The sequence below is a fragment of the Pantoea sp. X-Soil-ISGK-355 genome, assembly GCF_059730805.1.
Genome location: NZ_AP035971.1, coordinates 1844747 through 1866925, shown reverse-complemented (window position 1 = coordinate 1866925; position 22179 = coordinate 1844747). Strand labels below are relative to the sequence as shown.

At 56.3% G+C, this 22179-nt stretch carries 19 protein-coding genes; 13 read left to right on the top strand and 6 right to left on the bottom strand.

Annotated features, from left to right (window positions below; translation table 11 throughout):
• Window positions 1–200: 200 nt before the first annotated feature.
• Window positions 201–2465: a catalase HPII gene (katE, locus tag AC6I8J_RS08600; RefSeq protein WP_253421774.1), complete on the top strand. Its 2265-nt coding sequence runs from the start codon at window positions 201–203 to the stop codon at window positions 2463–2465.
• A 97-nt stretch (window positions 2466–2562) separates the two neighbouring features.
• Here katE and AC6I8J_RS08595 read toward each other — a convergent pair whose 3' ends face one another.
• A complete protein-coding gene (locus tag AC6I8J_RS08595) occupies window positions 2563–4221 on the bottom strand; it encodes a methyl-accepting chemotaxis protein (protein WP_222924092.1) in 1659 nt (552 codons plus the stop codon).
• 224 nt (window positions 4222–4445) lie between these two features.
• On the opposite strand from AC6I8J_RS08595, the gene AC6I8J_RS08590 reads away from it, so the two are divergent.
• Window positions 4446–5702 (top strand): mechanosensitive ion channel family protein, encoded by a 1257-nt coding sequence (locus AC6I8J_RS08590; protein ID WP_161732516.1) that lies wholly within the window; start codon window positions 4446–4448, stop codon window positions 5700–5702.
• A gap of 58 nt (window positions 5703–5760) precedes the next feature.
• On the opposite strand, the gene AC6I8J_RS08585 is transcribed toward AC6I8J_RS08590, so the two are convergent.
• Entirely contained in the window at window positions 5761–6057 is a 297-nt protein-coding gene (locus AC6I8J_RS08585) for a hypothetical protein (protein WP_161732518.1), read from the bottom strand.
• Between the two features lie 428 nt (window positions 6058–6485).
• Here AC6I8J_RS08585 and treZ point away from each other — a divergent pair, with 428 nt between their 5' ends.
• The 4 genes from treZ (at window position 6486) to budC (ending at window position 13819) form a co-directional block, all read left to right on the top strand.
• Entirely contained in the window at window positions 6486–8270 is a 1785-nt protein-coding gene (gene treZ, locus AC6I8J_RS08580) for a malto-oligosyltrehalose trehalohydrolase (RefSeq protein WP_497825258.1), read from the top strand.
• Window positions 8267–10795 carry a malto-oligosyltrehalose synthase gene (treY, locus tag AC6I8J_RS08575; RefSeq protein ID WP_497825257.1) on the top strand — a complete coding sequence of 843 codons (2529 nt, stop codon included), beginning with the start codon at window positions 8267–8269 and terminating at the stop codon, window positions 10793–10795. Before treZ ends, treY begins: the two co-directional genes overlap by 4 nt.
• Before the next feature lie 57 nt (window positions 10796–10852).
• Entirely contained in the window at window positions 10853–12928 is a 2076-nt protein-coding gene (gene glgX / locus AC6I8J_RS08570) for a glycogen debranching protein GlgX (protein WP_161732524.1), read from the top strand.
• 126 nt (window positions 12929–13054) lie between these two features.
• Entirely contained in the window at window positions 13055–13819 is a 765-nt protein-coding gene (gene budC, locus AC6I8J_RS08565; protein ID WP_150038030.1) for a meso-2,3-butanediol dehydrogenase, read from the top strand.
• 98 nt (window positions 13820–13917) lie between these two features.
• Here the strand turns inward: budC and AC6I8J_RS08560 are convergent, their stop codons facing one another.
• Window positions 13918–14193, bottom strand: a complete 276-nt coding sequence (locus AC6I8J_RS08560) for a hypothetical protein (protein WP_033732518.1) — start codon at window positions 14191–14193, stop codon at window positions 13918–13920.
• Between the two features lie 543 nt (window positions 14194–14736).
• Between AC6I8J_RS08560 and AC6I8J_RS08555 the strand changes: the two genes are divergently transcribed.
• Together AC6I8J_RS08555 and AC6I8J_RS08550 are read left to right on the top strand one after the other, a co-directional pair.
• Window positions 14737–15273, top strand: coding sequence for a TetR/AcrR family transcriptional regulator (locus tag AC6I8J_RS08555; protein ID WP_222924097.1), 537 nt, complete (start codon window positions 14737–14739; stop codon window positions 15271–15273).
• The gene (locus tag AC6I8J_RS08550) at window positions 15273–16430 is read left to right on the top strand and encodes an MFS transporter (protein WP_497825256.1); all 1158 of its coding nucleotides are present in this window, start codon (window positions 15273–15275) and stop codon (window positions 16428–16430) included. The genes AC6I8J_RS08555 and AC6I8J_RS08550 overlap by 1 nt, the downstream gene beginning before the upstream one ends.
• A gap of 144 nt (window positions 16431–16574) precedes the next feature.
• On the opposite strand, the gene AC6I8J_RS08545 is transcribed toward AC6I8J_RS08550, so the two are convergent.
• A complete protein-coding gene (locus tag AC6I8J_RS08545) occupies window positions 16575–16871 on the bottom strand; it encodes a hypothetical protein (RefSeq protein WP_237566675.1) in 297 nt (98 codons plus the stop codon).
• A 224-nt stretch (window positions 16872–17095) separates the two neighbouring features.
• On the opposite strand from AC6I8J_RS08545, the gene AC6I8J_RS08540 reads away from it, so the two are divergent.
• The 3 genes from AC6I8J_RS08540 (at window position 17096) to AC6I8J_RS08530 (ending at window position 19394) form a co-directional block, all read left to right on the top strand.
• Window positions 17096–17617 carry a GNAT family N-acetyltransferase gene (locus AC6I8J_RS08540; protein WP_161732561.1) on the top strand — a complete coding sequence of 174 codons (522 nt, stop codon included), beginning with the start codon at window positions 17096–17098 and terminating at the stop codon, window positions 17615–17617.
• A gap of 104 nt (window positions 17618–17721) precedes the next feature.
• Window positions 17722–18933 (top strand): diguanylate phosphodiesterase, encoded by a 1212-nt coding sequence (locus AC6I8J_RS08535; RefSeq protein WP_497825255.1) that lies wholly within the window; start codon window positions 17722–17724, stop codon window positions 18931–18933.
• Window positions 18934–19160: 227 nt separating this feature from the next.
• On the top strand, window positions 19161–19394 hold the full coding sequence (locus AC6I8J_RS08530) for a DUF4060 family protein (RefSeq protein ID WP_013357724.1): 234 nt from the start codon (window positions 19161–19163) through the stop codon (window positions 19392–19394).
• A gap of 47 nt (window positions 19395–19441) precedes the next feature.
• Here the strand turns inward: AC6I8J_RS08530 and anmK are convergent, their stop codons facing one another.
• Window positions 19442–20563, bottom strand: coding sequence for an anhydro-N-acetylmuramic acid kinase (gene anmK / locus AC6I8J_RS08525; protein ID WP_497825637.1), 1122 nt, complete (start codon window positions 20561–20563; stop codon window positions 19442–19444).
• Window positions 20564–20845: 282 nt separating this feature from the next.
• Between anmK and slyB the strand changes: the two genes are divergently transcribed.
• Window positions 20846–21313 carry an outer membrane lipoprotein SlyB gene (gene slyB, locus AC6I8J_RS08520; RefSeq protein ID WP_161732532.1) on the top strand — a complete coding sequence of 156 codons (468 nt, stop codon included), beginning with the start codon at window positions 20846–20848 and terminating at the stop codon, window positions 21311–21313.
• Between the two features lie 40 nt (window positions 21314–21353).
• Here the strand turns inward: slyB and slyA are convergent, their stop codons facing one another.
• Window positions 21354–21791 (bottom strand): transcriptional regulator SlyA, encoded by a 438-nt coding sequence (slyA, locus tag AC6I8J_RS08515; protein ID WP_010245551.1) that lies wholly within the window; start codon window positions 21789–21791, stop codon window positions 21354–21356.
• A gap of 150 nt (window positions 21792–21941) precedes the next feature.
• On the opposite strand from slyA, the gene AC6I8J_RS08510 reads away from it, so the two are divergent.
• On the top strand, window positions 21942–22178 hold the full coding sequence (locus AC6I8J_RS08510) for a DUF1656 domain-containing protein (protein WP_013357721.1): 237 nt from the start codon (window positions 21942–21944) through the stop codon (window positions 22176–22178).
• Window position 22179 lies beyond the last annotated feature (1 nt).

The window sequence follows — 22179 nt, the reverse complement described above, 5'->3', positions numbered from 1 at the left end:
AGCTGGCAGGCCGCTAAGCCAGACGGCACAAGGTGTAAATAAGCGAAGCGATAATCAGCAGTCAGCGATAAGCCCGGTTTTGCTGTCGGATGAAAAAGGCGCTGTCACTACAGTTAAATGGCCGAATTAACCTCAGCATTGTTCAGGTTGTTCTATATTTAGTGTCGCCGAACGTAAAATACCAGCTGGAGCATGAATTAATGTCGAAAGAAACTGAGAAGAAACCCCTGAGCGAACGCGCACCGACCACCGGCCCGGAATCATCAGAGCCGGGTCTGGGATCGCTGGCACCGAAAGATGGTTCGCATCAGCCCCCAGCCGAACCGACCCCGCCAGGCAAGCAGCCTACCGCCCCAGGCAGCCTGAAAGCACCACAGACGCACAACGCCAAACTTGACCAGCTTGAAGCCAGCCGTAAAAACGGCACCGACCGCGCCCTTACAACCAACCAGGGCACACGCATCGCCAACGATCAAAACTCACTGCGTGCCGGTTCGCGCGGTCCGACGCTGCTGGAAGACTTTATTATGCGTGAGAAGATCACGCACTTTGACCATGAGCGTATCCCGGAGCGCATCGTGCACGCCCGTGGCTCTGCCGCACATGGCTATTTTCAGCCTTACCGCTCCCTGAAAGATCTGACCAAAGCGCAGTTCCTCAGCGATCCCGAGCAGACCACGCCGGTTTTCGTGCGTTTCTCTACGGTTCAGGGCGGTGCCGGATCGGCTGATACCGTGCGTGATATTCGCGGTTTCGCCGCCAAGTTCTACACCGAAGAGGGTGTCTTTGACCTGGTCGGCAACAACACGCCGGTATTCTTCATTCAGGATGCGCACAAATTCCCTGACTTTGTGCATGCCGTGAAGCCAGAGCCACACAACGAAATCCCGCAGGGCCAGAGCGCCCATGACACCTTCTGGGACTACGTCTCTCTGCAGCCGGAAACCATGCATAACGTCATCTGGGCGATGTCTGACCGCGGCATTCCGCGCAGCTATCGCACCATGGAAGGCTTCGGTATCCACACCTTCCGCCTGATTAACGCCGAAGGCAAAGCGACCTTTGTCCGTTTCCACTGGAAGCCGGTGGCGGGTAAAGCCTCGCTGTTGTGGGACGAGTCGCAGAAACTGACCGGTCGCGATCCCGATTTCCATCGCCGCGATCTGTGGGAAGCGATTGAAGCGGGTGATTTCCCGGAATATGAGCTGGGCCTGCAGCTGATCCCGGAAGAAGATGAGTTCAAATTCGACTTCGATATTCTGGATGCCACCAAGCTGATCCCGGAAGCACTGGTGCCGGTGGAAATTGTCGGCAAGATGGTGCTGAACCGTAACCCGGACAACTTCTTTGCCGAAACCGAGCAGGTGGCGTTCCACCCTGGCCATATCGTGCCGGGTCTGGATTTCTCCAACGATCCGCTGCTGCAGGGTCGCCTCTTCTCCTATACCGACACGCAGATCAGTCGTCTGGGCGGACCGAACTTCCATGAGATCCCGATCAACCGACCGACCTGCCCGTACCATAACTTCCAGCGTCAGGGCATGCATCGTCAGGATATCGACACCAATCCGGCAAACTACGAGCCGAACTCAATCAACGACAACTGGCCGCGCGAAACCCCACCTGCTGCAACAGGCGGCGGCTTCGAAAGCTATCAGGAGCGGGTTGAGGGCCACAAAGTGCGCGAGCGCAGCCCGTCATTCGGCGAATATTATTCCCAGCCGCGCCTGTTCTGGAACAGCCAGACTGAAGTCGAGCAGCAGCACATCATCGGTGCTTACTCGTTTGAGCTGAGTAAAGTGGCGCGCGCCTATATTCGTGAGCGTGTGGTCGATCATCTGGCACGCATTGATACCAGACTGGCGCAGGGCGTGGCGGATAACCTCGGACTTGCCCTGACTGATGAGCAGCTCAATCTCCAGCCACCGGCTGCGGTGAACGGCCTGACCAAAGATGACAGCCTGAGCCTTTACGCTATCCCGGATGGTGAGATTAAAGGTCGTCAGGTGGCGCTGCTGCTGAGCGATGGTGTAAAAGCCGCTGATGTGCTGGCGATTTTGCAGGCGCTGAAAGCGGAAGGTGTGCATGCCAAACTGCTGGCGCCGCATATGGGTCAGGTGCGCGCGGATGACGGCTCTGTGTTGCCGGTTGATGCCACCTTTGCCGGCCTGCCTTCTCTGACCTTTGATGCGGTCATCGTACCGGATGGCAATATCGATGCCCTGCTGTTAAGCGGCGATGCCCGTTATTTCCTGCTGGAAGCCTACAAGCACCTTAAGGTGATTGGTCTGGTGGGTAACGCGCGTCGCTTTAAAGCGCAGTTCGGTCTGGAAGATGCGGATCAGGAAGAAGGTATTGTGCAGGGCGACTCGGCGGAGAGCGCGCTGATGTCAGAGTTCACGCAGGCGATGAAAGCGCACCGCGTCTGGTCGCGCAGCCAGAAGGCACAGTCCGTCCCGGCCTGATGCGTTGAGTGAATAAAAACCGCCTCCAGGGGCGGTTTTTTTATGCTGAAAACCGGAGCACTGTCGCATGTGCGGTGATCCGTCAGACGTTCCATTATCAGAAGGTCTGCCAGTTCTCATTATCCATCACAGCGACAGGCTGACGTTTTGGCACAACAATCGCCTTCGCTACCGGTGCGGCAGAGAACGCCGTATGCAGCGTGCCGGTTTTGAATACCGATACCGTTTTACGCAGGTAGCTCGCCTGCTCTTCCAGTGAGGCGGCGGCAGTGGCGGATTCCTCCACCAGCGCGGCGTTCTGCTGCGTCACGCCATCCATTTCCGAGACCGCTTTGCAGACCTGCTCAATGCCACGGGTCTGTTCCGTCGAGGAGGCGGCGATCTCTTCGATCAGCTGCGTGACGCGACTCACCGACGTCACGATGCTCTCCATCGCGACGCCCGCCTGCGCAGCATGGCCGGCACCGGTTTTGATGCGCTCAGCTGAGCGGTCGATCAGTCCGCGAATTTCCTGCGCGGCGCTGGCGCTGCGTCCGGCCAGCGAGCGCACTTCACCCGCTACCACTGCAAATCCACGACCCTGCTCACCGGCACGCGCGGCTTCAACGGCGGCGTTCAGCGCCAGAATATTGGTCTGGAAGGCGATACTGTCGATAATGGCGATAATACCGGCGATCTGATTCGAGCTTTCGCTGATCTGATCCATGTTGGCGATCACCCGGGCAACGGTCTCACCGCCCTGCAGAGCCGTAGCTGATGCCTCTTTCGACACCGTGGTCGCCTGCTGCGCATTGTCTGCGTTGAGTTTCACCGTCGAGGTAAGCTGCTCCATGCTGGCGGCAGTCTGTTCCAGCGCGGCTGCCTGCTGTTCGGTACGCGAGGAGAGATCGGTGCTGCCGGCGGAAATCTCCGCTGCACCCGTGAAGATCGAGCGGGTGGCGTCATCGACCGAGGTAATGGTGACCACCAGCGCATCGCGCATCTGCTGCAGCTCCTGAATCAGCTGGCCCATCTCGTTGCGGCCCTCGTGCTGAATATCAGAGGTTAAATCACCGGCCGAGATAGCGCGCATATGCGCGGTCAGCCTGGCCAGCGGGTTAATCAGCAGCTTCTGCAGTCCCATCCAGACTGCCACACCAATCACAGCCGTAATCAGGCCGATAGTCAGCAGCGCCCAGAGCGCGTCGGTCAGGCTGCGCTGGTTGTGCAGAGAGGTATCTTTCATGAGCTGGATGTTCACCGCACGCCAGGCTTCATAGGCCGTGTCGAGCTGGTCCTGCGCCGCCTGTGCTTCGAGATTGCCATACGCCGGGTAGTTGCCCTGCTTCAGAAAGGTAATGGAGGCCAGCATGGTGTCACGCATCTGCTGATAGGCAGTCTGAACCTGCGTTGACTGGGCTTCGCCCTGTCCTGCTTTACGCGGCATCGCCTGCCACGCTTTAAAGTCTGCATCCGCTTTTTCCGCTGACTGACCTGCCTGTGTTAGCAGCGCAGCCATCGCCGCAAGGGATTTTGGGTCCTGCTGATTTTTCAGGAAGCGGATCGCCACGCGGTTGATGGTGACGCGGGTTTTTATCAGGGTTTTTACGGCATCACTCAGGTGCTGCTGCTGCAGCGTCAACTGCTCGGCCGCCACAAAGTTTTTGTCGGCTTTGGATACGCCGTTGTAGAACAGAAATCCGGTCAGGGTCAGTAACGTAATAAAGACGGCAAGCACCGCCAGAATACCGTGAGTTATTTTAAGATTTTTAAGCATGTCCGCAGACTCATATCAGAGAAGATAAAGTTGTTATCGGCCAGCGAGGCATTTATCTGAGCACAGTCGCTGAGAAGCTTGCTCTCCGCAACACGCCGGATGCAGCCAGCCCGTCGTACTGCACTGAAAAAAGGGGGCGACGGAGCCTGAACGCATTCCGCGCTTAACAAGCAACCCCATGCTGTGGTTGAATTCGCCCCTTACATTTTTCGCACGTGGTTAACATGCATTACATTCAGAGTCTGATGAGTTTTATTGAGGGAAACCGGGTGCTGTCGATCGGCTTCAGCCTGCTGCTGCTGATTATGGCCGGGATGGTCACTCACCTGATCTGCAAATTTTTCATCGTCAAAGTGATCAGGAAGGTCTTTTTCAGCGGTCATAAAAAAGACGTTCCGCTGGATAAAGATGTCCGCCTCTCTCAGAAGCTGTCAAATTTTGTGCCGGTGATTGTGGTCTACAATTTCCTGCAATTTATGCCGGGCCTGCCTGAAAACCTGAAAGTGGCGATTCAGACCATCTGCGGCATCCTGTTTTTTGTCTATCTCTCGATCTTCTTCAACGAAGTGCTGGAGATTGTTAACAACTCCTACTCACGCAAATCGAAGCGCAAGAATCACTCGATCAAGGGCTATATCCAGATTGGCAAAATCCTGGTGCATATTATTGCCGCGATCATGATTCTGGCGATTATGTCCAACAAGTCGCCCGCGATTATCATCTCCTCGCTGGGTGCGGTCGCCGCGGTGCTGATGCTGATCTTCCAGCATACGCTGCTGTCGCTGGTGGCGAATATCCAGCTCTCTTCCAACGATGTCCTGCAACTGGGTGACTGGATTGAGATGCCGGACAGAAATATCAGCGGCGAGGTGATCGATATTGCGCTGCATACCATCACCATCCGCAACTGGGATAACACCATTTCGCGCATTCCGACCAAGAACTTCCTGACCGAAACCTACACCAACTGGCAGGCGATGTTCTCCTCGGGCGCACGCCGCATCATGCGCAGCTTTTATCTTGATCAGAAATCGATCACTTTTGTAAATCAGGAGATGCTGCAGGCGATGAGCCAGATCCGCATCGCCAGCGAATCAATTACTGAGCTGCTGGATGGACGGGATATCAGCGCCGTTGGCGACCGCTGGTTTATGGAGAACGGCATCACTAACCTGATGGTGTTCCGTAAATTCCTGACCGCCTGGCTGGCGCAGCGTGATGATATTAAGAAAGAGATGTATATCGTGGTACGGCCACTGAAACCGTCGCCGGATGGGTTGCCGGTGGAGATCTACTGCTTCACCTCATCCATTTTCTGGGCCGATTATGAAAATACCCAGGCGGCGATTTTTGAGTATATTTTTGCCATGGCCCGCCACTTTGAGCTACAGATTTACCAGCATCCGGCAGGGTCTGATTTCGCCCGTCTGGCGCAGCCGCGTCCCGTCAGCGGGGATGCAGAGCCAAACGGCATGCCGTAACCGGTGACCTGCTGGGGCAGTCCCGCACCGCCACAGCAGCTCACTGAGGCTCAGGTCATTAGCTCTTACTCAGCGCATAGTTCAGCACTTTGTCATTTTTCATCTGCACGGTCAGCGTCTGCCCCTCGGTGGTGTTCAGCGTGCGCGCCTCGCTGTAGGTCCACTTCAGCAACCGCTGACCGTCCGGATAAGGCGTCTCACTGTCAGGCTGACCAAACAGCGCGATCAACTGGGCTTTAGTCGTCTGACCGGCATGAATTTGCTGCAGATTACGGCTGTCCAGCCGGTGCCCGACCCGGTTAGAACAGGCGGAAATCAGTAGCAGCAGCGTGACTAACAGAACGCGTTTCCTCACGTAATATCCTTTTGATATGTTCAGTGTCGCAGGTCCTCCAGCGTGACCGGCGCGCTCGCGCTTAAGCTTATAGCGAATCCGCGCCATCCGGCAGGGTTTTCTGAACCTGCCTTCCATGATTTCCCCCTGTCAGAGGCCGATTCCAGGCAATTAACGCAAATTAATGCGCCTGAACCGCCTGCCGCCCTGCGACTGCAACATCTTAGTCTATGATTACTCTCTGTATGCCGCGTGGAAGCGGTCTCACTTTTCCCTTCCCGACGCACCACGCTGAATACCAGTCCAGCTTCCTGGCTGAAGAGGCGCGCCAGCCCACCTGGCATCCGGGTCTCACTGATAGCTTTACGATTTTTTGACGCTTGCGTCATCGACATCCTATTCGCGCGATGGTCACCATCGCGTAATTCCAGGCTAAATGAGGCAACTGAATGGAATCCAAATCTTTTTCTAAAAGTTGGGGCGCTGAACGGGTTGCCAGTGACGAGGTGCGTTTCCGCCTCTGGGCAACCGGTCAGCAACGCGTGACGCTGCGTCTCGCCGGTCAAGACATTGAGATGACACCGCAGGCTGACGGCTGGTTTGAAGCCCAGGTCGCCGGTGTGGCGGCGAATGCCGAATATGATTTTGTGCTGGCAGATGGCACGGCAGTGCCCGATCCCGCCGCCCGCGCCCAGAAAGCGGAGGTCAACGGTCCCTCACTGGTGATCGATCCTGACGCGTATCAGTGGCAGAACATGGGCTGGAAGGGTCGTCCATGGACAGAGTCAGTGGTCTATGAATTGCACATCGGCACCTTTACCCAGGAAGGCACCTTCCGGGCGGCGATTGAGAAACTGCCAGTGCTGGCTGAGACCGGCATCACCATGATTGAAGTGCTGCCGGTGTCGCAGTTTGGCGGTAATCGCGGCTGGGGCTACGATGGCGTGCTGCTCTATGCACCGCATGCCGCCTACGGATCACCCGATGATTTCAAAGCTTTTATCGATGCGGCGCACGGTCACGGCCTGTCGGTGGTGCTGGATATCGTGCTGAACCACTTTGGCCCGGAGGGCAACTATCTTCCGCTGCTCGCGCCAGACTTCTTCCATAAAGAGCGGCAGACGCCGTGGGGCGCCGGTATCGCCTATGACGTTGATGCAGTACGCCGCTATATCGTGGAAGCACCGCTCTACTGGCTGCAGGAGTTTAATCTGGATGGCCTGCGCTTTGATGCCATCGATCAGATTGATGACCCGAGCGAAAAGCATGTGCTGGTTGAGATTGCCGAGCGCATCCGCGCCACCATCACCGATCGCCCCATTCATCTCACCACGGAAGATTGCCGCAACGTCACTTTCCTGCATCCGCGCGACGAAAACGGAGACGCTCCGCTGTTTACCGGCGAATGGAACGATGACTTCCACAACGCCGTACATGTGCTGGCAACCGGTGAAACTCACGCCTATTACCAGGATTTCGCTGAACAGCCGGCACTGCGGGTGGCGCGGGCGCTGGCAGAAGGCTTTGTCTATCAGGGCGAAATCTCAAAGCAGTCGGGTGAGCCGCGCGGCGTGAAGAGCAGCAGTCAGCCGCCGGTCGCCTTTGTCGACTTCATCCAGAACCATGACCAGACGGGCAACCGTGCGCAGGGCGAAAGGCTGGTCTCGCTGGCGGGTGCAGAGCGGACGCAGGTGCTGCTGGCCATGCTGCTGGTCTCGCCACACATTCCGCTGCTGTTTATGGGCGAAGAGTATGGCGAAACCCGACCGTTCCTGTTCTTCACCGATTTCCACGGCGATCTGGCTAAAGCGGTGCGTGAAGGTCGCGCCCGCGAGTTTGAAGGCCATGCCGGTCACGGCGAAACCGTGCCGGATCCTAACGATATCACCACCTTTGAACAGTCGAAACTCGACTGGCCGCGTACAGAAACGCCTGAAGGTCAGCAGTGGCTGGCGCTGACGCGTCATCTGCTGGCGCTGCGTCAGGAACATATTGTGCCGCTGCTACAGACCGCTGGTGGTGATGCCGGGCAGATAGTGAAAACAGCAGACGATTTCCTGGCGGTGCGCTGGGACTTCCCGCTGGGCACGCTATCACTGGCGCTGAACGTTGGCGACAGCACGCAGCCAATCCCGGATTTGCCGGGTGAAACGCTGTTTGCCTGGCCGCAGACCGCAACCGAACTGATTCCCAACGCTATCGTGGTGCGTCTGGCTAAGAGAGAAGCAGAATGACTATTCCAACCGCAACGTACCGCATCCAGTTCCGCAATGGCATGACCTTTGACCGTGCGGCGGCGTTGGTGCCCTACCTGAAACAGCTGGGCATCAGCCATCTTTATGCCTCGCCGATCTTCAGCGCTACCGCTGAATCAACCCACGGCTATGACGTGACCGACGTTAACCAGATTGAGCCGTCGATTGGCGGCCGGGAAGGTTTTGACCGCATGGTGGCCGCGCTGAAAGCGGCCGGGCTGGAGCTGATCCTCGACATCGTGCCTAACCATATGGCCGCCTCGCTGGAGAACCCGTGGTGGCGCGACGTCATTGAGCATGGCCAACAGAGTCGCTATGCCACTTATTTCGATATCGACTGGTCACGCCGCCTGACGCTGCCGTTCCTCGGTGACACGTTTGAGGCGGTGCTGGAAAACGGTGATATCAGCGTGCAGCGCGATCCGCAGACCGGTAAACCGGCGCTGGCCTACTTTGACAATTTCTATCCGCTGAAACCTGAGACCTGGCAGGATCGTGAAGAGGCGGTACTCGCCCTGCGCGATGCCGCAGAGATCGCCGAGCTGCACGACCAGCAGCCGTGGCGACTGATGTCATGGCGCGACGCACCCAACGATCTCTCCTACCGTCGCTTCTTTGAAGTGACCGGTCTGGTCGGCGTGCGCGTGGAAGACAAGGCCGTCTTTGATGCCGCTCATCAGCTGATCCTCGAACTGGTCCACAGCGGCGCGGTGCAGGGATTGCGCGTCGACCACGTGGATGGTCTGGCCGATCCGCGCGGCTATCTGGAGCAGTTACGCCAGGCTGCCGGTCCCGACTGCTATCTCACCGTGGAAAAAATTCTTGGTGACAATGAACAGTTGCCGGACGAGTGGCCGGTCTCCGGCACCACCGGTTATGAGTTTATGGCTGCACTCGCTAATCTGCTGGTCGACAGCGATCGCCTGAGCGGACTGCGTAAAGCCTATCAGGCCGTGATTGGCAAAACCGTCGACATGAAAGCGGAGCTGCGTGCCGCTAAGCTGCTGATGGCCAACCGCAACTTTGCTGGCGAATTTAACCGCTTACTGCAACTGGCACTGAAGATTGTTGAGGCAGAAGGCACGACTCAGCCGGAAGCAGAGCTGAAAAATGCCCTGCGTGAGCTGCTGGTCGCGTTCCCGGTTTACCGCACCTATGGCACGCCGGAAGGCCTGACGCCAGCCGATACCGCGCTGCTGGACCAGGTGGTCAGCCAGGTCAAAGCCAGTGCACACGCGCCCGACACACAGGCGCTCGACTTCCTGACCCGCATTCTGCGTGCAGAGGTGGGCGACACGGCTCGTGACGATGCCACGCAGTTCCGCACCCGCTTCCAGCAGCTGACTGGTCCGCTGATGGCGAAATCCGTCGAGGACACCCTCTTCTTCCGCCAGCATATGGCGCTGGCGCTGAATGAAGTCGGCGCTGAGCCGCTGGCGCGCCACTTCTCGCTGGATCAATTCCATGCGGAAATGCAGGCGCGGCGCGAACATCAACCCGATGCGCTGTCGGGCACCTCAACGCACGACACCAAGCGCGGTGAAGATGCCCGTGCGCGGCTCTATACCCTGACCGAAGCGCCACAGCGCTGGGCGGCGTGCGTGAGCCGCTGGCGGGAGATGAACAGGGATCACGTCGTACGCCTGAAAGATGGCCCGGCACCGGAACCGGCGGTTGAGTGGATGCTGTATGAAGCGCTGGCCGGCGTCTGGCCGACCACCCTGCAGCCGCAGGATGCGGAAGGTCTGGCGGCGCTGGAAGCCCGCTTTGTGGTCTATGTTGAGAAAGCGATGCGTGAAGCCAAACTGCGCACCGACTGGGCCGACAATAACGATGACTATGAAGAGGCGGTGCTGAGCTATGCCCGTCATCTGCTTGCGCCCGGCAACAGCACCTTCCTGACTGATTTCTGTCAGTCGCTGCAACCCTTTATGCGCGCCGGACTGGTCAACAGCCTTACCCAGACCGTTGTAAAACTGACCGCACCTGGCGTACCCGATATTTATCAGGGCAGCGAGGCGCTGGACTTCAGCCTGGTTGATCCCGATAACCGCCGCGAACCCGACTTTGATGCGCTGGCGGCGATGCTTAACGCGCCACAGCACGATGACAGTGAGACGCACTGGCTGCGCGGTCAGGTCAATCAGCAGGCGATTGTAAAGCTGTTAACGCTGCGTCAGCAGCAGCCTGCGCTGTTCCGCCACGGTGACTACCTGCCGCTGTCCGCAGAGGGCGCGCAGCAGGATAACGTGCTCGCCTTTGCCCGCACCCATGAGGATCAGGCGGTCATCGTGATTGTCTCACGCCGGGTTTTTAACGCATTGCCGGAGAATCTCGATCAGCCGTCTGAGGCGCGCTGGGCTGATACGCATATCGCCCTGCCCGCGGCACTCGGTCAGCGCGGCTATCAGGATGTGCTGAGCGGTAAAACCCTCAATGCAGGCGACCCGCTGCCGCTTACCGCACTGGCGTCACAGTGGTGCGCCGTGCTGGTGGCACAGTGAAGTCAGAAAGAATTTGTTTATTACGCGTCAATCTGTTCATTGAATAACGAGGCATAAATGTCAAACAGTCAGCGTTTTGAAATTACGGCGGGTTACAGCCATTTGCTGGGGGCCAATTTTGATGGCCAGGGCGTGAACTTCGCCCTGTTCAGCGCCCACGCCGAGCGGGTTGAACTCTGTCTGTACGATCCCAGCGGCAAAACGGAAATTGCCCGGCTGGAGCTACCGGAATATACCCATGAAGTGTGGCACGGCTACATTCCAGGTCTGAAGCCCGGCGCGCTCTATGGCTATCGCGTCTATGGCCCTTATGACCCGGAAAATGGTCACCGCTTTAACCCGAACAAGTTGCTGCTCGACCCGTACGCCCGTGAACTGGCGGGCGACATCGCCTGGAACGAGGCGCACTTCGCGTACGATCTCTACCATGACGATAAAGATCTGACGTTCGACACCCGCGACAGCGCGCCGTTTACGCCAAAGTGCCGGGTGATCGACCCTGATGAATTCGACTGGCAGGATAAAAACCGCCCGAATGTGCCGTGGCCGAAAACCGTCATCTATGAAACCCACGTGAAAGGCTTTACGCAGCTCAACACCGCACTGCCACCTGAAATGCGCGGCACCTTTGACGGCATGAGCCACAAATCGACCGTTGACTACATCAAAAGCTTAGGCATTACCTCGGTCGAACTGCTGCCGGTGCACTGGTTCCCGGACGATCAGCACCTGCTGGATAAGGGGCTGAAAAACTTCTGGGGCTACAACACGCTGGGCTTCTTTGCGCCCGCGACCCGCTACTTCGGGCCGCGCGGCATTCAGGGCTTCCGTGACATGGTGCGTGCCTTCCATGATGCCGGTATTGAGGTCATCCTCGACGTGGTCTACAACCACACCGCCGAGGGCAATGAACTGGGGCCGACGCTATCATTTAAAGGCATCGATAACTTCTCCTATTATCGTACGATGCCCGACCAGCATCGTTACTACATCAACGACACCGGCACCGGCAACACCGTGAACACCTCGCATCCGCGTGTGCTGCAGATGGTGCTCGATTCACTGCGCTACTGGTCTGAGTCGATGCATATCGACGGTTTCCGTTTCGACCTCGGTACGATTCTGGGGCGCGAACCGGATGGTTTTGACCCGCGCGGCGGCTTCTTCGATGCCATCATGCAGGACCCGATCCTGTCGCAGAAAAAGCTGATTGGTGAACCCTGGGATATCGGTCCGGGCGGCTATCAGGTGGGCAGCTTCCCGCCAGGCTGGGCAGAATGGAACGATCAGTATCGCGATACGGTGCGTGACTACTGGAAAGGCAACAACGTCTCCACAGACTTTGCTGCCCGCCTGCTGGGTTCCGGCGATCTCTACGATCAGCATGGTCGGCGTCCATGGGCCAGCGTCAACTTTATCACCGCGCACGACGGCTTCACGCTAAACGATCTGGTGTCGTACAACGACAAACATAACGATGAGAATGGTGAAGACAACAACGATGGCCACAACGACAACCGCTCTTACAACTATGGCGTTGAAGGCCCGACCGATGACGAAGGCATTAACGCGGTGCGCGAGCGACAGAAACGCAACTTCCTCGCCACGCTGATCTTCTCCCACGGCACGCCGATGCTGCTGGCAGGCGACGAGTTTGGCCGCAGCCAGATGGGCAACAACAACGGCTACTGCCAGGACAGCGAAATCTCCTGGGTACACTGGGATAACCTGCCGGAATCTGCCGAGGCGCTGCGCGAGTTCACCCGTCAGATCCTGACATTGCGTGCTCAGCAACCGTTGCTGCGCCGTGAAAACTGGCGCGACGGCATGGATATCAAGTGGTTTAACGCCGGTGGCGGCTTCCAGCAGAGTGAGCAGTGGGATGAAGGCTCAACGCTGGGCGTCTATATCGGCCGGCCGGATCTGCAGACCGAGGAAGGCATCTGGCATGACGTCCTGATGCTGCTTAATCCGTTCGAAGGCAATGTGCCCTTCCGCATTCCACAGTTTGGCGAAGGCGGCTGGGTGCTGGAGCTGACCACCAGCGACGTGACAAAGCGGGGACTGGTGATCACCAAAGAGAAGGATTTCGAGCTGGAAGGACGCAGCTTTGCCCTGTTCAGACGTCCCTAGTCACTGAACAGGTTAAAAATCAGGCATCAGGCGCAGCGCATTTCGCGCTGCGCTTGTTTTTTTGCAGATCGTTGCCAGGCTTAACCGGTTGTTAACAGTAAGAATTGATGCTGATAAGGAGGCATAATGTCCAGATTTACACAGAAGGTTGTGGTTGTGACAGGTGCCGGATCCGGCATTGGCGAAGCCAGCGCAAAGCGCTTTGCTGAAGAAGGGGCATCCGTGGTGCTGGTAGGACGCACCCGACAGAAACTGGAAGAGACGCTGGCCGAAATGACGGCGGGCGATCATCTGGTGGCTGCCTGCGACGTCTCAGAAGCCGAACAGGTTAAACAGCTGTCAGAAACGGTGCTGAAGAAGTATGGCCGTGTAGATGTGCTGGTAAATAATGCGGGCGTTATCGTTCAGGGTCGCATCCATGAAGTCGACCTCGACGCATGGAAAACCCTGATGAAAACTGACCTCGACGGCGTTTTCCACGGTGTTCACTACTTCATGCCAGCGCTGCTGAAGAGCAAAGGTAACGTCGTCAACATTTCCTCCGTTTCCGGCTTAGGCGGCGACTGGGGTATGAGCATCTACAACGCAGCTAAAGGGGCGATTACCAACTTCACCCGTGCGCTGGCGATGGATTACGGTGCGGATGGCGTGCGGGTCAATGCTATCTGTCCCGGATTCACCTTTACCGATCTCACCGAAGATGCCAAACAGGATCAGGAACTGCTGGAGCGTTTTTACGATCGTATTCCGCTGCGCCGTGCCGGTGAAGCGGATGATATTGCTCGTGCGATTCTCTTTATTGCCAGCGATGAAGCCAGTTATATTACCGGCGTCAATCTGCCGGTTGATGGCGGAATTACCGCCTCAAATGGCCAGCCTAAGCAGGCATAAGTATCAGGGCAGCGTATTACGCTGCCTTTTTTATTCTGAACGCCCCGCCCTGCTAATTCCTTTTATTCTCTTTTACTGCTGCCATTTAATTTCAGCAATCAATGTTTTGGCGTGTGGCGGGTTGGCGTTGCCGCCCGGGCCGGTTTAATTGCCGTGCTGGTTGTGGTCGGGCAAATAAAGGTGCTCAGACAGGCATTACACAATATGGCATTAGCGTGATGGACTTTCGCCACCGCCAGCGCCTGCTGTCGGGTATAAAGCGAACCAATAAAAACGCGTTTATCGTTCTTTGACAGATTTACGCAACCTTCTTTGTGTAAAATCCATCCACCCATGGGACGCGGGCACAGATAATAATAGCTGGCTTTGAGCATGGTAGTCATCCTGATAGTTGCTGTATGTATCGTAAAAAACGAACCAAAATTCGTAAGAGTTTTTATTTGTAATCTGAAGCTTTATTAAACTAACTGAGAATTATCCCTAAAACCACTTTATTGCGTCACTCAAACCGACTTTGAGAATATGCCCTTTTCAGCCACGATTATCGCTTCAGTCATTCAGCGCGCTTAAACTTCCCGCCCCGCTTTACAGCCCCGCTTTCATTTAGGGTTCTAATGCATCAATAAAAAGCCAGCAACCCTAATAATCGTTATAAAACAGTAATTTATTTGAAATTTCACTATAACCAGCCTGATATGTCACGGCCGTTATGATTAGAGCCACAACAAACGATATTACTCGCCGCAGGGGTACTTATGAGTATTGATAAACTGAGGCTGAAAAAGTGTGAAAGCGGCAGAGCGCCTCTCTTTTAGCGAAGCGCTGATACAGGCAGAGTCAGGGGTTTATCAATACCGGCGGGAGTAATTAACCGTAACTGGCTTGAAAAAGTAAAACGATCGGTTTACTTTTAAGGAATGAAAAAGAGAGACGATATTCTTCAGGCCGCCGAGCGGCTCTTCTATACCCATGGCTTCCACGCCACCAGTACCGATCAACTCTGTCGCGAAGCGGGCGTCTCAACACGCACGCTTTATCATCATTTCGCCTCTCGCGAAGCACTTACCGCCGCGGTGCTTGACGCCCGCGAGCAGCGCTTTATGGCGGAACTGTTGCCAGCGCAACAGCCTGAGGCAATCGCGCATCTGTTTGCAGTGCTGAATGAGTGGACGGTAGTAAACGGCGCGCGTGGCTGCTTCTTTCTGAAAGCCTGGGGAGAGTATGCCGAGCGGGATAGTGAGCTGGCATCGCAGGCACTGACCTTTCGCGCCACGATGCGTGCTTACATTACGCAATGCGTGACGCATCTGCGCGGCGGCGTTAATCAGCAGCTGAGTGATGCCATCTGGATACTCTTTGAGGGGGCGATTACCACAGCGCTGATTACCGGTCCTGACGCTGTGCGGCAGGCGGAACAGGTCGCCAGCCAGTTATTGCAGAGTGGTGCGGTCTGATGAGGTCACCCGCCACGCTGGCGCTGACAGGCTTTAGCCTGATTGCTGTGACTTACGGCATGGCGCGCTTCTCGTGGGGGTTAATGCTGCCTTCGATTTCAGCAGATATTCCGTTCAGCCCGCAGCAGGCGGGATTATTGTCAGCCTGCAGCTTTGTGGCCTACTGCCTCACTATTCTCACCGCAGCCGCACTGGCAGACCGCTATGGTGCCCGACAGACCGCGCTGCTGGCGGCCCTGAGTGCAGCATCAGGGCTGCTGCTGCTCGCCTGTGCCTCCTCACCACTACTGCTGGCGACAGGACTGTTTGTTGCAGGATTGAGTTCAGGGCTTGCATCGCCCGCTCTGGCCGCGGCAGTCAGTAACCGGATTGCGGTTGCCGATCAGCCGCGCATCAATACCCTGATCAACGCCGGCACCAGCGCAGGTATCATTCTGACCGTGGTGATCCTGAGCGTGCTGCCTGGCGGATGGCGGGCCGCCTGCCTGCTGTTCGCCCTGCTGTCACTGGCCTGTCTGCTGCCGGTGATGCGCGTGCTGTCGGTTCATGGGGCTGGTCGCGCCGCCCGCGTCACCCGCGTCACCCGCTGGTACCAGCGTCTTTACCGTCGCGCGATGCGGCGGCTGATGGGCATAGCGTTGATGTCGGGTCTTGTCAGTGCGGCCTGGTGGAGCTTTGGGTCGGCGCTGCTGCGCCAGCATGTCGGCGTTGATGCAGAGACCGCCCGTTTACTCTGGCTGGTTGCCGGAGGTGCAGGCATTGTGGGTGCCGCAACCGGCCCGGTCGCTGCCCGTATCGGGCTGAACGCGGTTTACCGGCTGTCATTGTGCGGAATGGCATTGCCACTGCTGGTTCTGGCCTTCAGTCACGGTGAATCTGCCGGTTTACTGATTGCGGTGGCCTGCTGCGGCGCAGGTTACGTCACGCTGTCGGGCGTGTTGCTGGTGTGGGGAGCACAGGCCACAGCTGAAGAGCCCGCGACAGGCGTCGGTATCCTTTTTTTTATGCTGGCAGCTGGTCAGGTCGCAGGATCGCTGCTGTTTGGTCAGCTTTACGCCGCGCTGGGTGCCATTACGGCATTAACGCTGTTTGCACTCAGTGCCCTGCTCCTGCTGTTTATTACACCGTCGCAGAATAGTAACGCATCAGATAAATAAGACGTTAATAATTAAAAGCAGCATAAAGCCGGGGAGTTAACTGGTTATATTATTTGCCAGACAGCGTAAAACAGAACTGTACGGTTCATCAGGAATAACCATGTCACTTTATAATTAAACGGATAAAGGCAGCACCGACGCTTTTCAGATCGCGCGGATATTTTTAATTCGTGGATTGACCTTCTGCTGAAGCAAATCTTCATCGGGCCCCAGATAATATGGCACCGCACACTGCTTACCATCTTTGGTGAAAATAATCTGATTATCCTGCAGGAATAACGCTGTGAAATGGCCCAGCACAACCCCATTTAATTCGAAGCAGTGATTTCGTGCTGCACGCAGCCCCTGCTTACTATTCAGAAAATCAACAAATCGCATCACGCTGCGCCTCCCGTGAATTATTAACCCTATCGGAACGGCACAGATAATAGCCTTAACCACGGCATGAATCATCCGGCTAACGCTGTTTTCAGAATAGGCTTAACCGCCATTCAGTAGCGGGACTCAACCGGCAGGAATGAGTCTCTCTTTTTCGCCAGGAATAGTCCTGGAGGAAGCGCCCATAATAAAATTGCTAATGCGCACGAGAATTACATTGCGCGCTATGAGCGCCCGCTATACCGTTGTTTTCCAACAGGTGCAGACGATAAGGGCAAAACCCCATGATGGAAATTTTTGATGCAGATGAACGCCATATCCCGGCGATTCAGCAGATCTACGCCTGGCATGTCCTTAACGGCACCGGCTCATTTGAGACCGTGCCCCCTGACGCTGCAGAGATGGGCGAGCGAATGCGTAAGATTCAACAGGCAGGGCTGCCGTGGTTCATTGCTGTCAGCGACGGCGACGTACGTGGATTTTGCTATCTGGCACCTTATCGCCCGCGCTACGCCTACCGGCATACGCTGGAAGACTCGATTTATATCGATCCCGGCTTTCAGAAGCGTGGTGCCGGCTCACGTCTGTTAGAGCATGCCATTGCCTGGGCTGAGCAGGCAGGGTTTCGTCAGATGATCGCCAACGTGGGCGACAGCGAGAACCAGGGGTCGATTGCCGTGCATCAGGCAGCAGGTTTTGAGATGACAGGCATCCTGCGTTCGGTGGGTTTCAAACAGGGCCGCTGGCTGGATACCGTTTTCATGCAACGTTCTTTGGGAACCGGCGATACCACGCCGCCAGTTGATTAAAATAATAGCGTAAGAATAAGAAAGTCATACTGGCCCTCGTTTTCCCCAGGAGAAGCTTCTGGTAAAGTGCCTTAACAAAAAAATAAAAAAGTCGGGAAACCTTTATGTTGTCGACAATCATCTATCGCAGCCACCTCACTGAAAATGTGCAGCTCGAGACCCTGAATGATTTGGCGCGGAAAGCAAATAAAATCAACAAATCGTCCAATGTCACCGGAATTTTACTTTTCAATGGCACGCATTTTTTCCAGCTTCTGGAGGGTCCGGAGGCGGCAGTAAAGGCGGTCTATAGCCGGATTTGCCAGGATCCGCGCCACCATAATCTGGTCGAACTGCTGCGCGATTACGCCCCGGCGCGACGTTTTGGTCATGTTGGTATGGAGCTCTTCGATCTGCGGCTCCACGATCAGGAAACCGTGCTGGAGTCAGTGCTGGAAAAATGCACCACGAAATATCAGATGACCTATGCCGATCGCGCACTGCAGTTCCTGCGCACCTTTGTTGAAGCGCGCGAAAAAGAGAACTATTTCGAGATCCCTGCCGCCAGCGGCTGGACGTTTATTCGTAACGAGACAGAGCAGCGCGAAGGCGATGCGGCGCTGGTGGCTACGAATGAAGTCAGCTTTGCGTTTCAGCCTATTATTGATCCCTTCGCCTGCGAGATCGTTTCGCTGGAAGCACTGCTGCGCGGTCCGCAGGGAGAATCGCCGCTCGACTATTTTGCCCGACTGACACGCGAAGAGCTTTATCAGGTCGATCTTCGGTCAAAAAAGATCGCCTTTGCTCAGGCGAAGAAGCTGGAGATTAAGGGGATGACCCTGTCGATTAATCTGTTGCCGATGACCCTGGTGGAAGTGCCCGACGCCGTCCCCTTTTTGCTGAATGAGATTGCGGCCCAGGGACTGGTGCCAGAGCAGGTCATGGTTGAGTTTACCGAGAATGAAATCATCTCGCAGCCGGAGGCATTTGAAGCCGCCATCAGGCAGCTGAAAGCAGCCGGCATCAGCCTGGCGCTGGATGATTTCGGTGCCGGTTTTGCCGGGCTGTCGCTGCTGACCCGCATTCAGCCCGACAAGATTAAGATCGACCGCGCCATCATCTCTGACGTGCATAAAAGTGGGCCCAAACAGGCAATCATTCATGCCATTCTGAAATGCTGCGCCTCACTGGAGATTGGCGTTATCGCCGAAGGCATAGAACAACCGGAAGAGTGGATGTGGCTTGAAGCCGCGGGCGTGACCCAGTTTCAGGGCTTCCTGTTCTCTAGGCCTGAACTGAATGGCGTTGCGGCCGTCGCCTGGCCGGAGCTGATTTAACCCCTGCGATTTGGATGAATTTACGCTTCCCTGCCTTGCTGGATCATCCGGCTGCTGCTAAATAATTAACAGCGCCGGAGGATCATCTTTCTGTCATCTTCCTGCGTCACAGTCAGTCATAACCCCCATCAGTGATTAAATGTTTAGCAGTCAGATGTTCAGTGTTAGGCCAGCGCTACGCGCCATTACGTGCGACGTGACTCCAGGGACAGCATTTGAGGAACTGAATGAAGCAAATCATCCGCGGTGATAAAGAACCCTCCCATATCCTGGCAGCGACCCGTGCGCTCGAAGCGCACTACGCCCGCTACGGAGAAGGTAATAAGTACCATCCCATCATCTATTCCATCGCCTACCGCAGCCGGTTTTATCAGGTTGAGGTGATTACCCGACGTGAAACCATGGTTGCCACGGTGATCACCGGGGTTCGTAATCTGACGCATCTCTCCGGCGCCGCCTGACGGCCGCCTGTAACATCAGGGGGCAGAACTTGCCCCCGTACTCCTGCTTAGCGTCGATAGAGAGCGTTAGCCGGATAGATTGCGCCAATTACGCTTTTCTCCCGTGCGCCTGTCACCGCAGGCAGATTGCCCGGCAGGCCGGAGAGCGTGCGAAATGCCAGCCAGGCAAACGCCAGCGCTTCCATGTCATCACCACTGATACCCGCCGCATCGGTGGTCGCCACTTCCGTTCCGGGAAGGTGCGCCGCCAGCCGCGCCATCAGCAGTGGATTGCGACTGCCGCCGCCGCACACCAGCAGACGATCGCAGCCATCATTGAGTAACACCTGCTGTGTGATGGTGATGGCGGTCAGCTCCACCAGCGTGGCCTGCACATCCTGCGGTGCCTGACCCGGGAAATAGCGCAGATGCTGCTCCAGCCAGCCCAGGTTGAAGTGTTCGCGCCCGGTACTCTTCGGCGGCGGCAACGCAAACCAGGGTTCACGTAACAGCGCCTCCAGCAGTGCCGGGATCACCGAGCCGCTGCGCGCCCACTGCGCATCTTTGTCATACGGCTGTCCCTGATTCCGCCAGATCCAGGCGTCCAGCAGCATATTGCCGGGACCGGTATCGAAGCCGCGTACCGCCTGTCCCGGGATCAGCAGCGAGAGATTGGCGATGCCACCAATATTCAGCACCATGCGGCGTTCCGTGGCATCCATCAGCAGCGCCTGATGAAAAGCGGGCACCAGCGGCGCGCCCTGCCCGCCCAGCGCCATATCACGACGGCGGAAATCGCCCACCACGGTGACGCCGGTTGCCGCGACAATCTGGTTATTGTCACCAATCTGCAGCGTATTCGGCGCGTCACTCTGGGGCTCATGCCAGACGGTCTGACCATGACAGCCAATCGCCGTGATATCGCTGGCATCCAGCGACTCGCGCTTCATTAATGTCACCACGGCTTCTGCAAACAGCTGGCCGAGGCGGGTATCAAGCTGACCGAGCTGTGACAGCGTCAGGGATTGTCCCTGGCAAATCCCCAGAATGGCCTGACGCTGTGCAGATGGCATCGGATGGCAGTAACTCGCCTGCTGCGCCACCATATTCCCATCAATGGCGGCCAGCACCACATCCACGCCATCCAGGCTGGTGCCTGACATTACCCCGATATAGCGTCCTGATTTCATAACCATTCCTTACTTCCGGCGGGAAGTGCGATTCATCTGCGGCTAGCCTGACAAATAATGATCGCTAATTCTATGATTAAATTCTTTTTATCCGATCGTGCTAACCAGTTACGTTACGGGACTATTTTTAAACGACGATTGAATTATTGTTGATCTTACATAGTCTATGCTTCGTCCAACCGTGTTTTATTCGGACAGGGATTAATTTGCCAGTTTTGTGTCTTATACTGTGTGCAGGATACAGCGATAAACGTGGCGCCTTCTCGACTAAAGGAGTTTCAAATGATTAAGCGTGTAATTGTGGTCGCTCTGGCCGGTGCGATGCTGGCAGGTTGTAGCAATACCAGTACGCTGTCGGGTGATACCTACAGTGCCAGTGAAGCGAAGCAGGTGCAGAGCGTGTCGTACGGTACTCTGGTCTCTGTGCGTCCGGTGAAAATCCAGGGCGGTGATGAGAGCAACGTCATCGGTGCAATCGGTGGTGCGGTACTGGGTGGCTTCCTGGGTAACACCATTGGTGGCGGTACCGGACGTAGCCTGGCGACAGCCGGTGGTGCGGTGCTGGGCGGCGTAGCAGGCCAGGGCGTACAGGGCGCAGTCAATAAAGCCGATGGCGTTGAGCTGGAAATCCGCAAGGATGATGGCAACACCATCATGGTGGTTCAGAAGCAGGCTGCCTCACGTTACTCCGTTGGCCAGCGTGTAGCGATGGCGTCCAACGGCAGCCAGGTGACGGTTTCACCTCGCTAAGGCTGCAAAACAAAAAACCGACGCGCAGGCGTCGGTTTTTTTATTTCTCTTTGTGCTGAAGTTCGAGAATGTTTTTCTCAAGCCGGGCGATCAGCGTCACCATCTGACTGATCTCTTCCCGACTGATGCCGGACAGAATGTCATCCCGCGTCTCATCAATCACACTCTCAACCTGTTCGATAATCGGCTCAGCCTGCTGCGTGAGCTTAATGCGCTTGGCACGACGATCGTTGGCGCAGGTCGACCGGGTAATCAGTCCTTTCTCTTCCAGCTGATCCAGCGTCCGCACCAGAGAAGGCTGTTCAATACCAATCGCCTTGGCTAACTGAATCTGCGACTGTTCGGGCGGCAGTTGATGAATATTATGCAACGTCACCCAGTGAGTCTGAGTCAGCTCAAGCGGCTTGAGCCGCTGATCAATCAACGCGCGCCAGATGCGCACCAGGCGAGATAAATCCGTTCCGAGGGGCGTATCCATTTCATCTCCTTATAATTAGCTTGCTAGCTATCAAGCCAGATTTTACACTATTCTGCGAGTTTACAGGACAAATTACAAATCCCGGACCAGGCTACGATTACGCGGCAGCGCGTTCAGTCTGCCGTTTGGGTTAACGAAGGATGTTATCACGTGCTCACTCCTGCTTTTTCAGGTGCGAAACCGCTAACCGATCTGGTCGTGGGCGCCTCGCTTTTTTTCCCGCCGATATTTAAAGCGGTACTGCTCGGCTTCTTTTTCTGGCTGCTGATTCACCCGCTGGTGCGCGGCTGGATCTACTCCGGCGATGTCTGGCATCCCACCCTGTTTGATCTCTCTCTGTTTGTGCTGTGCGTTACCGCCGCACTCTGGCTCATCGGTCACGGATAAT

What these genes read in the sequence shown, in the direction of transcription:
- katE (WP_253421774.1), top strand. Translation starts at nt 201, where the DNA reads ATGTCGAAAGAAACTGAGAAGAAACCCCTGAGCGAACGCGCACCGACC.
- AC6I8J_RS08595 (WP_222924092.1), bottom strand. Translation starts at nt 4,221, where the DNA reads ATGCTTAAAAATCTTAAAATAACTCACGGTATTCTGGCGGTGCTTGCC.
- AC6I8J_RS08590 (WP_161732516.1), top strand. Translation starts at nt 4,446, where the DNA reads ATGCATTACATTCAGAGTCTGATGAGTTTTATTGAGGGAAACCGGGTG.
- treZ (WP_497825258.1), top strand. Translation starts at nt 6,486, where the DNA reads ATGGAATCCAAATCTTTTTCTAAAAGTTGGGGCGCTGAACGGGTTGCC.
- treY (WP_497825257.1), top strand. Translation starts at nt 8,267, where the DNA reads ATGACTATTCCAACCGCAACGTACCGCATCCAGTTCCGCAATGGCATG.
- glgX (WP_161732524.1), top strand. Translation starts at nt 10,853, where the DNA reads ATGTCAAACAGTCAGCGTTTTGAAATTACGGCGGGTTACAGCCATTTG.
- budC (WP_150038030.1), top strand. Translation starts at nt 13,055, where the DNA reads ATGTCCAGATTTACACAGAAGGTTGTGGTTGTGACAGGTGCCGGATCC.
- AC6I8J_RS08560 (WP_033732518.1), bottom strand. Translation starts at nt 14,193, where the DNA reads ATGCTCAAAGCCAGCTATTATTATCTGTGCCCGCGTCCCATGGGTGGA.
- AC6I8J_RS08555 (WP_222924097.1), top strand. Translation starts at nt 14,737, where the DNA reads ATGAAAAAGAGAGACGATATTCTTCAGGCCGCCGAGCGGCTCTTCTAT.
- AC6I8J_RS08550 (WP_497825256.1), top strand. Translation starts at nt 15,273, where the DNA reads ATGAGGTCACCCGCCACGCTGGCGCTGACAGGCTTTAGCCTGATTGCT.
- AC6I8J_RS08540 (WP_161732561.1), top strand. Translation starts at nt 17,096, where the DNA reads ATGGAAATTTTTGATGCAGATGAACGCCATATCCCGGCGATTCAGCAG.
- AC6I8J_RS08535 (WP_497825255.1), top strand. Translation starts at nt 17,722, where the DNA reads ATGTTGTCGACAATCATCTATCGCAGCCACCTCACTGAAAATGTGCAG.
- AC6I8J_RS08530 (WP_013357724.1), top strand. Translation starts at nt 19,161, where the DNA reads ATGAAGCAAATCATCCGCGGTGATAAAGAACCCTCCCATATCCTGGCA.
- anmK (WP_497825637.1), bottom strand. Translation starts at nt 20,563, where the DNA reads ATGAAATCAGGACGCTATATCGGGGTAATGTCAGGCACCAGCCTGGAT.
- slyB (WP_161732532.1), top strand. Translation starts at nt 20,846, where the DNA reads ATGATTAAGCGTGTAATTGTGGTCGCTCTGGCCGGTGCGATGCTGGCA.
- slyA (WP_010245551.1), bottom strand. Translation starts at nt 21,791, where the DNA reads ATGGATACGCCCCTCGGAACGGATTTATCTCGCCTGGTGCGCATCTGG.